The organism is uncultured Brevundimonas sp. (assembly GCF_947305955.1).
In the GTDB taxonomy this organism is placed as follows: domain Bacteria; phylum Pseudomonadota; class Alphaproteobacteria; order Caulobacterales; family Caulobacteraceae; genus Brevundimonas.
Window position 1 is genome coordinate 34196 of sequence record NZ_CAMZFB010000017.1, and the last position, 13472, is coordinate 47667.

Below are 13472 nucleotides of genomic sequence, written 5' to 3' on the forward strand. Positions count from 1 at the left end.
TGGATTCGAATCCGGCCAACCCGGATATTCCATTTGTGATTAGTGACGACGGAGGCCGGAATGCTTAGCAGCCGCAACTGGATGAAGGCGGGATTGCTTGCGGGCAGTGCAATAACCCTCGCAGCCTGCTCAACCTATCCGACAGAGCCGCGCTATCCGACCCATCCGGTCCCCGTCAGTGAACTGCCGTCGCCGTATGCGCAGGGTTCGACGGCACCGAATCCCTATGCGCCGCCCGCACAACCGGCTGCGCCCACGGCTCCGGCCAACCCCTATTACCGTCCAGACACTGGACCGATCGTAGAGCAGGGGCCGATTGCCTCCAGCGGATCGATTGAAGGCGGCGGCCTGCCTCCGGCTGGTGGTTCGGTGGCTCCCGCGCCTGCGCCCGCACCGAGCTCGCCGTACGCGCCGACACCCGCTCCGGCGCCGGCCCCATCGGCTCCGGTTCAGGCTGGCGCGGCCTATGTGATTCAACAGGGCGATACGATTTCCGGCGTCGGTCGCCGCTTTGGTGTTCCGGTCCAGTCTCTGATTGACCTGAACAACCTTGGTCCGCGCGGTGCGATCACCGCTGGCCAGCGCCTGACCCTGCCGTCCACGGCTATTGATCGCGGCGTGGACCCCTATGCGACTGGTCCGACCCCGTCGGGCGTTTCGGTGGCCGCAGGGGCTTCGGCACCGCCGCCGCCACCCCCACCCAGCGGTAATGCGCCGCTGCCGCCGCGCCCGCTTCCGGCCCCGACTCCTACTCCTGCGGCCCCGTCCGCACCAGCACCGTCGACCGCCAGTGGCCAGCGCGTCAGCCTGCAATGGCCAGTGCGCGGCGAGATCCTGCGTCGCTTTGGTCCCAGCGGTCTGGGCGAGCGCAATAACGGCATCAACATCGGTGCCTCTGCGGGAGCCGAGGTCAAGGCAGCCGCTGATGGCACGGTGGCCTATGTCGGCGATGATATCGTGGGGCAGGGGCTGACGGTCTTGATCGTCCACCGCGACGGCTGGCGCACAGTTTACAGCCACCTTGGCTCATCCACGGTGCGTGATGGTGCCACGGTCCGCGCGGGCCAGTCGATCGGCACCGTCGGTCTGACGGCGGGTGACGGTCGTCCCTCGATCCACTTCGAGGTGCGCCAAATGCGCGGCGATGATCCGATTGCGATCGACCCGCTGAGCATTTTGCCGCGCTAAAACGTCAATAATCTAGAATAATGGGGACTTATTGGTCGAAATGGCCGGTCCCTGCGAGGGGGGCGCGTTGCAAATAGCTGTAGCGCGCCCTAGTTTTCGCGCCTCATTCCAATGGGCCCCCCACGGTGGGGAGCGGCCCACCTCGGGGAGTTACGACTTTGCCTACTCAAGACGCTGGTACCATGGCGGCAATCGTCCAGTTCGGACCGATTGTACTCATCTTCGTCCTTTTCTACTTCCTCATGATCCGCCCGCAGCAGAAGCGCATGAAGGCCCATCAGGCCATGCTGCAAGCCCTGAAGCGCGGCGATGAAGTGGTTCTGTCGAACGGCATGGTCGGCAAGGTGACCCGCGTCGAGGAAAACGAAGCCATGGTCGATATCGCCCAAGGCGTTTCGGTCCGCGTGGTCCGTTCTATGATTGCCGAAGTGCGTAACCGCACCGCAATCGCTGCAAACGACAAGGGCTAAGGCCCTTTAACGGCGGATTTCCGCCCGGAGATGCCCTGACATGATTCAGCTTTCACGCTGGAAAGTCGTCGTGGTCGTGCTGTCGCTCGTTATCGGGCTACTGCTGGCCTTTCCCAGCATGCTTTCGCCCGAGCAGCGCGCTGCGCTGCCGGGCTGGCTGCCCAAAAACGGCGTAAACCTTGGTCTCGACCTGCAGGGCGGTTCGTACCTGCTGCTCGAAGTCGACGTTCCGGCCATGCGTCAAAAGCGCGTGACCAATTTGATGGAAGACGTTCGCGTTACGCTTGGCGAAAAGCAGATTGCCATCGGCAACCTGCAACGCGAAGACGGTGGCGTGGTCGTGACCGTCAATGACGCCAGCCAGTATGACGCAGCCTTCAAGGCTCTGCGCGATATGGCCAACACCGGCGCAGGTGCCCAAGGCGTTTCGGACCGTACGGCTGCAAAGCTGAGCGGCAACCGTATCCGCTACGGCTTCACCGAGGCCGGCTTGGCCGGTATGGGCGCGACGGCCGTCGACCAGTCGATTGAAGTGGTTCGCCGCCGTCTGGACAGCTCGGGCACCAAGGAAATCTCCATCACCCGTCAGGGTGCCGACCGTATCGTTGTTCAGGCCCCGGGCCAGAGCGATCCGGCCGAACTGGAGCGTCTGGTCGGGCAAACCGCCCAACTGACCTTCCAGATGGTGGATACCTCGCCGACGGGCCTTCAGGACGCTCTGGCTGGCCGTGTGCCGCCGGATGCCGAACTGCTCGTTGACGACCAAGGCCAGCCCTATCTGGTGAAGCGTCGCGTTCTCGTCTCGGGTGAAAACCTGACCCGCGCCAGCGTGGGCTCCGACCAAAATGGCCGTCCGTCGATCGACTTCCAGTTCGACGGTCAAGGCACCCGCCGCTTTGGCGAGGCCACGGCCCAGAACATTGGCAAGCCTTTCGCCATCATTCTGGACGGCAAGGTCATTTCGGCTCCGACCATCCAGTCGGCGATCACCGGCGGCAGCGGCCAGATCACGGGTCAATTCACCATCGCTTCGGCATCGGAGCTGGTAAACCTGCTGAATGGCGGTGCGCTTCCGGCTCCGCTTAAAGTCGAGGAACGCCGCGTCGTGACGGCCGAGCTGGGTGCGGACGCCGTTAAGGCTGGCGCTATCTCGACCCTGATCGGTTTCGCCCTGATCATCGTCTTCATGATCGGTGCCTATGGCTTCCTGTTCGGCGGCATCTCGGTGCTGGGCCTGATCCTGAACGGCATTCTCATTGTAGCTTCGATGTCTGTCATCGGTGCCACCCTGACGCTGCCGGGCATCGCCGGTCTGGTTCTGACCTTCGCCGTGGCCGTTGACGCCAACGTGCTGATCTATGAGCGCATGCGCGATGAAGCCCGCCTGGGCCGCTCGCCGGTCGCCACCATGGATGCGGGCTTCAACCGCGCCATGGGCACGATCGTCGACGCCAACCTGACGACCCTCGTGGCCGCCATCATCATGTTCATGTTCGGTGCCGGCCCTGTGCGCGGCTTCGCATGGACCCTGACCATCGGCGTGTTCACCTCGATGTTCTCGTCGGTGATGGTCGCCCAAGTCCTGCTCGGCTACTGGCTCAAAGTGGCCAAGCCGAAAAAACTGCCGATTGCGGAGTAATGCCGATGCGTGGATGGCCTCTCATCAAACTGCTTCCGCAGAAAACCAACTTCCACTTTGTGAAGTATGCCAAGCCGATGGGCGTTCTCGCCGCGACGCTTTGCATCGCTTCACTGGTGGGCTGCTTCATCCCCGGCCTGAACCTGGGCATCGATTTCCGCGGTGGCGCTTCGCTTGAAGTGTCCAAGCCCGCAGGGCAGGTGCTGGAACTGGATCAGGTGCGCGGTGCCGTGGGCGAGCTCGGTCTTGGCGATGTCCAGGTCCAAGGTATCGACAGCGCCTCGTCGGCGATTGTCCGCTTCCAGGTTCCCAAGGGACAGGACCAGAATGTCGTCGTGAAACGTGTCGAGGACGCCATCGCCGGTGCTGTGGGCGAGGTTAGCTATTCGAACGTGAGCGTTGTTGGCTCCAAGGTTTCGGGCGAGCTGTTCCGCTCGGGTATCTATGCTCTGGGCGCGGCAATCTTCCTGATGTTCCTGTACATCTGGTTCCGCTTTGAACCGCAGTTCGGCTTCGGTGCCATCATCGGCCTGTTGCACGATGTGATCCTGACCTTCGGTCTGATCGTCCTGTTCCGGTTCGAGTTCAGCCTGAATACCGTGGCCGCTATCCTGACGGTTATCGGCTATTCGATGAACGATACCGTGGTGGTGTTCGACCGCCTGCGCGAGAACCTGCGCAAGTACAAGACCATGCCGCTCAAGGACCTGATCGACCTGACGCTGAACGAAACCCTGTCGCGCACCATCATCACCGGTGTGACGGCCGTGGGCGTTCTGGCCGTTCTGGCCCTGTTCGGTGGCGAGGCCCTGTTCGGCTTCTCCATCGTCCTGATGGTCGGCATCATCATCGGTACCTTCTCGTCGATCTATGTCGGTACGCCGGTTGTGCTCCTATGGGGTGTGAGGCGTGGCAAGATCGGCAAGGGCGACGATGACGACCTGAAACCGGTGAAGTTCGGTATGGCCAGCCGCCCGTAAGGGGCAGTCAGGCCAGATGGAATAAAGGTCCGCTCGTTCGCGAGCGGGCCTTTTTCTTTGAGCCTTTGCCTTGCCTGATGCTGCGGCTTGGGCCATCGGGTGGGGCAATGACCGGATATGACCTTGATGCGCAGGTGCGCGCCGCCGAACACGACCGCTGGCTTTCCAGCCGCTTCGTCGACGATGCGGAAAAGCGTGCGGACCTGATCGCCCTTTACGCCCTCGAAGCCGAGCTGTTGGCCATCCCCACGCGGGTGACACAGCCGATGCTGGCGGAGATGCGTTACACGTGGTGGTCGGAACAGCTGGATGGTGTTTTTTCCAACAATCCCCGCATTGGCCATCCGGTACTGGAGGCACTGACCTCTGTGGTCACGCGGCATGCGCTGCCCCGCGCGCCGTTTGAGGCTTTGATCGACGCCCATGTGGATCGCGTGAATGGCCATCCGCATGATCTGGCGGCCTTGTTTGTCGGGCCGATGCAGATGGCAGTCCGCATTCTGGCGGGCGAGGGGCACGATGAGACGGTCGCAGGGGCGGGGCAGGTCTTTGGCCTGATGCAAACGGGGCAGGAAACCGAAGCCAAGGCCGCAAAGGCCAAGGCCAATCGCGATCTGGCACGACTGCCTGCGACAGCGTTTCCGGCGGTGGCGCACGCCGCGCTATCGCGTCAGGCTCCCGAACCCTTTAAACGACTGCAGATCTTCTGGGCGACGGTGAGGGGCCGCATCTGATGACACAGGAACAACTTCGACGTCCGGCTGCGATGTGGCTGGCGGTCACGACCCTGTTCGGCCTTGCGGGCACTGTTGTGGGTCTGTTGCCCGTCGTCCTGACGTGGGGGCTGTTCCGCGAGGGGCAGATCGGGTTGGCGCAGGTCATGGGGACCATGATTCCCTACGTCAGCCTGATGATCTGCCCCTTGGTCGCATGGTGGCTTTTGCTACGCCGTCACTATCTGGCATCGCTGGTGGTTGCCACGCCACCTATCCTGATGTGGTGCATCAGCATTATCGTTCAGAAGCTTAGCTAAGTTGATTGAGCGGCAGCTTCAGGAACTGTTTGCCGTTTGCTTCTGCTGGTGGCAGCGCACCGGCTCGGATATTGATCTGAAGCGCTGGAAGTATCAGCTTCGGCGCGGACAGTCCTGCGTCGCGGGCCTCGCGTAGGGCGACGAACTCGTCCTCGCTACGGCCTTGGCCGACGTGGATGTTGTCCCGCTTCTGGGCTTCCACCGTGGTTTCCCACTTAAACTCTTTGCGTTGGGCCGTCAGATAGTCGTGGCCCACAAAGATGCGCGTGCTGTCCGGCAGGGACAGTATCTTTTGGATCGAGCGGTACAGCGTCCGCGCATCCCCACCGGGGAAGTCGCAGCGGGCGGTGCCAAAGTCCGGCATAAACAGGGTGTCGCCGACGAAGGCACTGTCGCCAATGACATAGGTCACGCATGCGGGGGTGTGGCCCGGTGTGTGCAGAACCTGCGCCTGCAGCGAACCGATGCTGAAGCGATCACCATCCGCATAGGTTTCATCGAAAACCACAGCGTCGGGCGTGACGTCATGGGCATCGAACAGGGTGCCGAAAACCTTTTGGACCTTGGTAATCTCACGGCCGATACCGATGGGTACGCCCGTGCGATTTCGGATTTCGTCCGCGCCGGTCAGGTGATCGGCGTGCGCGTGGGTTTCCAACACGCGGACGAGCTTGAGCCCCCTGTCTTTGATGTATTCAAGGACGCGTTCAATCGAACGGGTCGAAGTTCTGGCTGCCGCTGCATCGTAATCCAGCACGGGATCAATGATGGCGGCATCCCCCGTCGCGGGATCGGCAACGACGTAGGTCACGGTGTTGGTCGCGTCATCGAAAAAGCCGGTGACATCGGGGCGAATGGCCGAGGAATGAAGCGTCATGGTGGCCTCCTTATGGTGCTAAAATATTAGCACTTGCTAATTTAGCAAGACCTAATATATAGGGGCCATGGTTGATTTCGCACAGATGAGTTTGGACCAGTTTCAGGCCAGGGCTGCCGATGCCGCGGGACTGTTAAAGGCCTTGTCCAATGAAAACCGCCTGATGATCCTTTGCCAGATCGGCGAGGGCGAATGTCAGGTCGGTGATCTGAAGCTGGGTCTTTCCCAGTCGGCGTTGTCGCAGCATTTGGCACGGCTGCGTGATGACGGGCTGGTGACCTCGCGTCGGGATGGGACGGCGGTGTTTTACCGCATAAGCGATCTTTCCGCGCTCAAGGTCATTGGCACCCTGGCCGAAATCTACTGTCCCCCTGCCGCCGGATAGGCGCGCGGTCACTCACTAAACAGGACTTCCCCCATGAACGCTCTTATCCCCCTTCAGCCGAAGGATGTTCAAACGCGCCTGTCATCCGGTCGGGCCGTTGTTGTCGATATCCGCGAGCCGGACGAGTTCGCCCGCGCCCATATCGCTAATGCTGTCTCGTCGCCTTTGTCGGTCTTCGATAAGGCTGACCTGTCCGCTGTGGCTGGCAAGGATGTGATCTTCACCTGCCGCACGGGTAATCGCACGGGTACGGCCGCCGCGCGTCTGGCCGCGCGTATTTCGGGCACCGCCTATGTGCTTGAGGGCGGTGTCGAGACTTGGAAGGCTGCAGGCCTGCCTCTGCAAGTCGACGCCAAACAGCCGCTGGAACTGATGCGTCAGGTGCAAATGCTTGCCGGTGGCCTGATCTTGCTGGGCGCAGTGCTCGGCACGACCATCAGTCAGGCATTCTGGGGTATCAGCGCCTTTGTCGGCGCGGGCCTGTTCGTGGCAGGGGCCACGGGTTTCTGCGGCATGGCTAATATCCTGAAGCTGATGCCGTGGAACCGCGCCATGAAGAAGGCCTGAGGTCGTGGAGCCGATCCAACTGCTTCTGGCCGCCCTCAGTGGAGGGCTGGTGGCCCTGTTGCTGACGGTGTTCGGAGGCGGTGGATCGGTTCTGGCCGTGCCGCTTCTGATCTATCTCGTCGGGATTGATCAGCCGCACGTGGCCATTGCGGCGTCTGCGGCGGGCGTTGCCTTGAACGGGCTGACGGCCTTGGCCGGACAGGCACGGGCAGGGCGGGTCCGCTGGCCCTGTGCCATCCTGTTCGCCGTGGTCGGGGCCACGTTCGCGTGGGCGGGCTCCAGTTTGGCAAAGGCCATCGACGGTGACAGCCTGTTGCTGGCATTTGCTGTGGCAATGGCTTTGATCGGCGGCTCGATGCTTCGTCCGGCCAAGGGGCAGGGCAATCCGGCGGTTCGCCTGAACCGCCAGATCGCGCCGCGCATCGCCCTTACGGCCTCGGGCGTGGGCGGAATGGCAGGCTTTTTTGGTATTGGTGGCGGCTTTCTGATCGTGCCGGGCCTGCTGTGGGCCACGAACATGACGCTGGCGGCGGCGCAGGCTACCTCCTTGCTCAGCGTCGTCGCCTTCGGGGCCAGCACTGCGATTAACTACAGCCTTTCCGGCCTGATGAATTGGTGGGTTGTGGGCGCTATGGCTGCGGGCGGCGTGTTTGGTACCCTGATCGGGCTGCCCATATCCAAGCGGCTGGGCCAGCACGCCCGTCTGGGACGGCAGATGTTCGCGGTCCTGATCCTGCTGGTTGCCATCTATGTCGGATGGCGGGCTATCATGGCGCTGTAAGAAAAAGGGCGGCTGAGGTGATCAGCCGCCCTTGTCCTATCAGGCTTGGTTATCGCGCCATGCCTTTAGGGCATTGAGGGCGCGGATGGATTGCAGACGCTTCTTGGCGCGGCCGCGTTCCTTGGGATGGATGCGCTTGCCGTCCTCATCCACCTTGGGGGCTTCCAGAGGCGGAAGCAGGCCGTAGTTGATGTTCATCGGCTGGAATTTCGAGCCTTCCATGTGGCCGCCGGTGATATGTTCCACCAGTGCGCCGATGGCCGTTTCCGGCGGCGGCGGGGCCAGTTCCTTACCCAGAGCCTGTGCGGCAGCCAGACGGCCCGTCAGCAGGCCCATGGCGGCACTTTCGACATAGCCCTCGACGCCCGTGACCTGACCGGCAAAGCGCAGGCGCGGCATGGCCTTCAGGCGCAGTTGCTTGTCCAGCAGTTTGGGGCTGTTCAGATAGGTGTTGCGGTGCAGGCCGCCGAGGCGGGCGAACTGGGCATTCTCCAGACCCGGGATCATGCGGAAGACCTCGGTCTGTGCGCCGTACTTCATCTTGGTCTGGAAGCCGACCATGTTGAACAGCGTGCCCAGCGCATTGTCCTGACGCAGTTGGACGATGGCGTGGCACTTCACCGTCGGGTTGCGCGGATTGGTCAGGCCGACGGGCTTCATCGGGCCGTGGCGCAGGGTCTCGCGGCCACGTTCGGCCATGACCTCGATCGGCAGGCAGCCGTCGAAATAGGGGACGTGTTCCCATTCCTTCGATACCGCGGTCGGGCTGGCCAACAGAGCGTCGATGAAGGCGTCGTACTGTTCCTTGTCCATCGGACAGTTGACGTAGGCCGCCGTCTCGCCGCTGGGGCCTTCCTTGTCATAGCGCGACTGGCGCCACGCGATGTCGAAATTGATGCTGTCGGCGTGGATGATCGGTGCGATGGCGTCGAAGAAGCTTAGGCCTTCTTCGCCGCCCAGCTTCAGAATCTCGTTGGCCAGCGATTCCGACGTCAGGGGGCCGGTGGCCACGATGACATTGTCCCAGTCTTCCGGCGGAATGCCTGCGATCTCTTCGCGCACCACGGTGATGAGCGGATGCTCCATCAGGCGCTTGGTCACGTCGGCGGAGAAACCCTCGCGGTCAACGGCCAGCGCGCCGCCTGCCGGAACCTGATGCTCGTGGCCACAGGCCATGATGATCGAGTTCAGCTCGCGCATTTCCTGATGCAGCAGGCCGACGGCGTTGTATTCCCAATCGTCCGAGCGGAACGAGTTGGAGCAGACCAGCTCGGCAAAACCGGCCGTCTGGTGCGCGTCGGTACGAATTTTTACGACTTCGCCGTCAGCGGTCGTCTCGTCGCGGCGCATCTCGTGGAGGATGACGGGAACGCCAGCGTTGGCGATTTGCCATGCGGCTTCAGAGCCGGCCATGCCGCCGCCGATGACGTGGACAGGGCGAATAGGGGTGTTGGTGGACATGGGGGCGCTTCTAAACGTCTATGGCGCCGCTGTCATGTTGGTATCCGTTAGTATAGCGTCGATGGATCACCGAAGGGGCTGGCTATCTTATGCACAAAACTGGTTTCGACCCTGGCGTTGCTGTTGTCGACGCGATCAACATCGTCCGGCGGCATCCGTGGCGGATGCTGGGCTGGGGGCTGCTGATGTATCTGCCGATGCTGGTCGTCATGCTGGCTTTGGTGCCCATGTTCGTCGAGATGGCCCAACTGGAAGCCAATGGCGGCGGTGATCCCAGTCCGGCCAGTGCCATTCTTGTGCAGGCTGCTTCCAATCTGGGACAGCTAGCGCAGTTGGCTATCATCGTGCCTGCCATTGCCGCGCTGGCCTTTATGGTCTGGCAGCGCCCCAGAGCGAAGAAGACGTGGCTGGGCATGCGTTATGGCATGGATGAGCTTCGCGTTCTGGTTCTGGTCATCGCCTATTACTTCGGCGTGTTTCTGGTGATGTTTGTGGCGATTGTGGCTATCGGCCTGATCAGCGTGCCTTTGGCTATGGTGTCCAAGCCACTGGGAATCCTTGTCGGAGTGCTCGGGGGACTAGCCGCCTTTGCTGGCTTTGTCTGGGTCGGCATTCGCGCGGTCCTGATCCTGCCAGCCAGTGTGGACAGTGAAACCTTTGCCTTCGTCGAGGGCTGGAAGGCCAGCAAGGGCCGTTTCTGGCCTCTGTTTGCGGTGGGACTTCTGTCGTTTTTGGCCTTGGTGGCCTTCTCCATTCTGGCCGTGGTGATCCTCGGGATCATTGTTTTGGTTGTCGCCCTGCCTCTCGGTTTCATGTCAGGGGGCGACTGGGGTACGGCCAATACCGCCTTGGCGTTTGGGCTGGGCATTCCCGCAGCTATTCTCGGCTTCCTTCTGCTTAGCTTCCTGCAAGCAGTTTCAGTCGTGATGTATGCTGTGCCGTGGTACTCCGTTTGGGCGCAGATGACTCGCGCTGGGGTCTTGGCTCCCGCCGAAGTCGTGCCGCCCGCAACCGAGATCGAAGCCTGAAGGCCAGACTGAATGACTTTTTCGCCTACCGACGCCGCCTTTGAAGGTTTTCGTCTGACGCGCCGCGAGCCGCAGATGATTGTCTCCTTGGGGCTGCTCTATTTTGTCTTCACCGCGCTGTTCCTCGTCGCGACATACGGTCCGATGAGGGAGGTGATGACCATGGTCACCGCCATGGAAGGCGGTGCCCAACCCGACGAAGCCGAGATGATGGCGATGATGTCGGCGTACGGCAAAATCATGGGCATCACCTTTGTGCCGAACCTTATCGTTGGCTCGATCATGCAGGCCGCCATTCTGCGCGCCTATTTCCGTCCGGAAGACAAGCGTTACGGCTACATCCGTCTGGGCAAGGATGAAGCCCGCCTGACCATCGTCAACCTGCTGATCACGCTCATCGTAGCGGCTGTCTCTATGGTGGGCTTCGGCGTGGTGGGTGTGCTCTTTGGTTTCGGCATGAACGGCTTCCCGATCGTGGCAGTCATCGGCGCCCTGCTGGTGTTCCCGTTGGTGGCCGCGTTGATCTGGCTGGCGGTGAAGCTGAGCCTGTCGGTGCCGATCAGCTTTACGGAAGGCAAGATCGGCATTGCCGACAGCTTCCGCGTGACGAAGGGCCGCTTCTGGCCGTTGCTGGGGATGATGATCCTGACGGGTGTGCTGGTGATCGTGGTCAGCATCCTGCTGTCGATCATCACGACGCCCCTGACCCTGCTGACGGGCGGTGGCATTGCCGCACTGGCAAACGATACGAACCTGAGCGGGATGCTGATGACAGCCCTGTTTGTGTGGGCCGTAACGTCAGCGGTCGCTTATGCCGTCCAGTCGCTGCTGCTCTACACGCCGGTGGCGGCAGCCTGGAAAGCATTCCGCGGCTAACCTCGTCGGCCCTTGGATAGAAGAAAGGCCGGAGAGCAATCTCTCCGGCCTTTTTCTATGCGGTTTTAGACTTGGGAGCCTTTTCAAGCGCGGCCACGCGGGCCCTGCGGCGTTGCTCGTGTCGATCCAGTACCTCCTTGAGGTAGCGGCCCGTCCAGCTGTTCTTGTTCTCCGCCACTTCTTCCGGCGTGCCGACGGCAACAATCTCGCCGCCACCGTCACCGCCCTCAGGGCCGAAGTCGAGGATGTAGTCGGCCACCTTGATGACATCGAGGTTGTGCTCGATCACCACAATGGTGTTGCCGTGCTCGACCAGCTCCTGAAGCACTTCCAGAAGTTTGCGGATGTCCTCGAAATGAAGACCGGTCGTCGGCTCGTCGAGGATATATAGCGTCTTGCCCGTTGCGCGGCGTGACAGCTCCTTGGCCAGTTTCACACGCTGGGCTTCGCCTCCGGACAGGGTTGTCGCGGGCTGGCCAACCTTGACGTAGCCCAACCCCACGCGGGTCAGGGTCAGCATCTTGTCGCGGATGGACGGCACCGCATCAAAGAAGCGGGCGGCTTCCTCGACCGTCATCTCGAGAACGTCAGAGATGCTCTTGCCCTTGAACAGGATTTCCAGCGTCTCGCGGTTGTAGCGTTTGCCCTTGCAGACGTCGCAGGTGACGTAGACGTCCGGGAGGAAGTGCATCTCGATCTTGATGACGCCATCGCCCTGACAGGCTTCGCAGCGGCCACCCTTGACGTTGAAGCTGAAACGACCCGGCCCATATCCGCGCGCCTTGGATTCCGGCAGTCCGGCAAACCAGTCGCGGATCGGGTTGAAGGCCCCCGTATAGGTCGCGGGGTTGGAACGCGGGGTACGGCCAATCGGCGACTGGTCGATATCGATGACCTTGTCGAAGTGGTTCAGGCCCTCGATCCGGTCGAACGGCGCAGGTGCCGCCGAGGCATTGTTCAGACGACGCGCCGCCGCCTTGTACAAGGTCTCGATGGTGAAGGTGGACTTACCGCCGCCCGACACACCCGTGATGCAGGTGAACAGACCAACGGGGATTTCGCCCGTCACATTCTTCAGGTTGTTGCCGGTCGCGCCGGAGACCTTGAGCATCCGCTTGCGGTTGACGGGGCGACGGCCATCGACGGGCAGGGCAATCTCGCGCTCGCCGGTCAAATACTGACCTGTGAGGCTCTTGGGGTTGGCCATGATCTCTTCGGGCGTGCCCTGGGCGCAGACGTGGCCGCCGTGAACACCGGCCCCCGGTCCCATGTCGATGACATAGTCGGCTGACAGCACGGCTTCTTCGTCGTGTTCAACCACCAGCACGGAGTTGCCGAGGTCGCGCAGACCCTTCAGGCTCTCCAGCAGGCGGGTGTTATCGCGCTGGTGCAGGCCGATTGACGGTTCGTCCAGCACATACAGCACGCCCGTTAGACCCGAACCGATCTGGCTGGCCAAGCGGATGCGCTGGCTCTCGCCGCCCGACAGGGTGCCGGACGAGCGCGACATGTTCAGGTAGTCGAGGCCGACATTGTTCAGGAACCGCAGCCGGTCCGTGATTTCCTTCAGGATACGACGCGCAATCTCGGCCTGTTTCTCGGTCAGGGTCTCTTCCAGCGTCGAGAACCACAGGAAGGCCTTGCTGATCGACAGCTCGGAGATGTCGGCGATGTCCTCACCGCCGACCTTAACGGCCAGCGCTTCGGGCTTCAGGCGCTTGCCTCCACAGGCATCGCACGGCGTTTCCGATTGATAGCGGCCCAGTTCCTCGCGCACCCAGGCGGAATCGGTTTCGCGCCAGCGACGCTCGAGGTTGGGCAGGATACCCTCGAACGGCTTGGAAACCTCGTACTTCCGGGCATTGTCGTCATAGACGAACTTGATCTTGGTAGTTCCGGTGCCACGCAGGATGACCTTTTGCGCCTCTTCCGGCAGTTCGCGCCACGCCACATCCATGGAGAAGCCATAGTGGAGCGACAGCGCTTGAAGCGTCTGGGTATAGAGCGGCGACTGGCCCTTGGCCCAAGGCGCGATGGCCCCATGGTGCAGCGACTTGTCGCGATCCGGCACGACCAGATCGGCATCAAACGCCAGCTTCACACCCAGACCATCACATTTGGAACAGGCCCCGAACGGATTGTTGAACGAGAAAAGGCGCGGTTCGATCTCGGTGATTGTGAAGCCTG

The 13472-nt window shown here is 61.9% G+C and carries 14 protein-coding genes; 11 read left to right on the forward strand and 3 right to left on the reverse strand.

Annotation, left to right across the window (positions count from 1 at the left end):
- The first annotated feature begins 60 nt into the window (after positions 1–60).
- The 6 genes from Q0Y42_RS06290 to Q0Y42_RS06315 all read left to right on the forward strand — a co-directional run bounded on the left by Q0Y42_RS06290 (position 61) and on the right by Q0Y42_RS06315 (position 5310).
- Positions 61–1188: a M23 family metallopeptidase gene (locus tag Q0Y42_RS06290; RefSeq protein WP_297801353.1), complete on the forward strand. Its 1128-nt coding sequence runs from the start codon at positions 61–63 to the stop codon at positions 1186–1188.
- A gap of 182 nt (positions 1189–1370) precedes the next feature.
- Positions 1371–1658 (forward strand): preprotein translocase subunit YajC, encoded by a 288-nt coding sequence (gene yajC / locus Q0Y42_RS06295; RefSeq protein WP_297801355.1) that lies wholly within the window; start codon positions 1371–1373, stop codon positions 1656–1658.
- 40 nt (positions 1659–1698) lie between these two features.
- A complete protein-coding gene (secD, locus tag Q0Y42_RS06300) occupies positions 1699–3297 on the forward strand; it encodes a protein translocase subunit SecD (RefSeq protein ID WP_297801357.1) in 1599 nt (532 codons plus the stop codon).
- A complete protein-coding gene (secF, locus tag Q0Y42_RS06305; protein ID WP_297801359.1) occupies positions 3297–4277 on the forward strand; it encodes a protein translocase subunit SecF in 981 nt (326 codons plus the stop codon). Before secD ends, secF begins: the two co-directional genes overlap by 1 nt.
- Positions 4278–4384: 107 nt before the next feature.
- A complete protein-coding gene (locus Q0Y42_RS06310; RefSeq protein WP_297801362.1) occupies positions 4385–5011 on the forward strand; it encodes a squalene/phytoene synthase family protein in 627 nt (208 codons plus the stop codon).
- Positions 5011–5310 (forward strand): hypothetical protein, encoded by a 300-nt coding sequence (locus tag Q0Y42_RS06315; protein WP_297801364.1) that lies wholly within the window; start codon positions 5011–5013, stop codon positions 5308–5310. The genes Q0Y42_RS06310 and Q0Y42_RS06315 overlap by 1 nt, the downstream gene beginning before the upstream one ends.
- Here Q0Y42_RS06315 and Q0Y42_RS06320 read toward each other — a convergent pair.
- The gene (locus Q0Y42_RS06320) at positions 5303–6187 is read right to left on the reverse strand and encodes an MBL fold metallo-hydrolase (protein ID WP_366108117.1); all 885 of its coding nucleotides are present in this window, start codon (positions 6185–6187) and stop codon (positions 5303–5305) included. The two genes, Q0Y42_RS06315 and Q0Y42_RS06320, sit on opposite strands and share 8 nt — an antisense overlap.
- A gap of 67 nt (positions 6188–6254) precedes the next feature.
- Between Q0Y42_RS06320 and Q0Y42_RS06325 the strand changes: the two genes are divergently transcribed.
- Genes Q0Y42_RS06325 through Q0Y42_RS06335 form a run of 3 tightly spaced genes read left to right on the forward strand, consistent with a single transcriptional unit; the run spans position 6255 to position 7920 of the window.
- On the forward strand, positions 6255–6572 hold the full coding sequence (locus tag Q0Y42_RS06325; RefSeq protein WP_297801366.1) for a metalloregulator ArsR/SmtB family transcription factor: 318 nt from the start codon (positions 6255–6257) through the stop codon (positions 6570–6572).
- 33 nt (positions 6573–6605) lie between these two features.
- Positions 6606–7139 (forward strand): rhodanese family protein, encoded by a 534-nt coding sequence (locus Q0Y42_RS06330; protein ID WP_297801369.1) that lies wholly within the window; start codon positions 6606–6608, stop codon positions 7137–7139.
- 4 nt (positions 7140–7143) lie between these two features.
- Entirely contained in the window at positions 7144–7920 is a 777-nt protein-coding gene (locus Q0Y42_RS06335) for a sulfite exporter TauE/SafE family protein (RefSeq protein WP_297801372.1), read from the forward strand.
- Positions 7921–7959: 39 nt separating this feature from the next.
- Here Q0Y42_RS06335 and trmFO read toward each other — a convergent pair whose 3' ends face one another.
- Positions 7960–9381, reverse strand: a complete 1422-nt coding sequence (gene trmFO, locus Q0Y42_RS06340) for a methylenetetrahydrofolate--tRNA-(uracil(54)-C(5))-methyltransferase (FADH(2)-oxidizing) TrmFO (RefSeq protein WP_297801374.1) — start codon at positions 9379–9381, stop codon at positions 7960–7962.
- An 89-nt stretch (positions 9382–9470) separates the two neighbouring features.
- Between trmFO and Q0Y42_RS06345 the strand changes: the two genes are divergently transcribed.
- Positions 9471–10409, forward strand: coding sequence for a hypothetical protein (locus Q0Y42_RS06345; RefSeq protein WP_297801376.1), 939 nt, complete (start codon positions 9471–9473; stop codon positions 10407–10409).
- Positions 10410–10421: 12 nt separating this feature from the next.
- Positions 10422–11285: a hypothetical protein gene (locus Q0Y42_RS06350; RefSeq protein ID WP_297801378.1), complete on the forward strand. Its 864-nt coding sequence runs from the start codon at positions 10422–10424 to the stop codon at positions 11283–11285.
- Positions 11286–11340: 55 nt separating this feature from the next.
- Here the strand turns inward: Q0Y42_RS06350 and uvrA are convergent.
- Positions 11341–13472: excinuclease ABC subunit UvrA (gene uvrA / locus Q0Y42_RS06355; protein WP_297801380.1), on the reverse strand; the 2132-nt coding region annotated here is incomplete at its 5' end.

Coding starts and splice junctions, on each gene's coding strand:
- Q0Y42_RS06290 (WP_297801353.1), top strand. CDS start 61: ATGCTTAGCAGCCGCAACTGGATGAAGGCGGGATTGCTTGCGGGCAGT.
- yajC (WP_297801355.1), top strand. CDS start 1,371: ATGGCGGCAATCGTCCAGTTCGGACCGATTGTACTCATCTTCGTCCTT.
- secD (WP_297801357.1), top strand. CDS start 1,699: ATGATTCAGCTTTCACGCTGGAAAGTCGTCGTGGTCGTGCTGTCGCTC.
- secF (WP_297801359.1), top strand. CDS start 3,297: ATGCCGATGCGTGGATGGCCTCTCATCAAACTGCTTCCGCAGAAAACC.
- Q0Y42_RS06310 (WP_297801362.1), top strand. CDS start 4,385: ATGACCGGATATGACCTTGATGCGCAGGTGCGCGCCGCCGAACACGAC.
- Q0Y42_RS06315 (WP_297801364.1), top strand. CDS start 5,011: ATGACACAGGAACAACTTCGACGTCCGGCTGCGATGTGGCTGGCGGTC.
- Q0Y42_RS06320 (WP_366108117.1), bottom strand. CDS start 6,187: ATGACGCTTCATTCCTCGGCCATTCGCCCCGATGTCACCGGCTTTTTC.
- Q0Y42_RS06325 (WP_297801366.1), top strand. CDS start 6,255: ATGGTTGATTTCGCACAGATGAGTTTGGACCAGTTTCAGGCCAGGGCT.
- Q0Y42_RS06330 (WP_297801369.1), top strand. CDS start 6,606: ATGAACGCTCTTATCCCCCTTCAGCCGAAGGATGTTCAAACGCGCCTG.
- trmFO (WP_297801374.1), bottom strand. CDS start 9,381: ATGTCCACCAACACCCCTATTCGCCCTGTCCACGTCATCGGCGGCGGC.
- Q0Y42_RS06345 (WP_297801376.1), top strand. CDS start 9,471: ATGCACAAAACTGGTTTCGACCCTGGCGTTGCTGTTGTCGACGCGATC.
- Q0Y42_RS06350 (WP_297801378.1), top strand. CDS start 10,422: ATGACTTTTTCGCCTACCGACGCCGCCTTTGAAGGTTTTCGTCTGACG.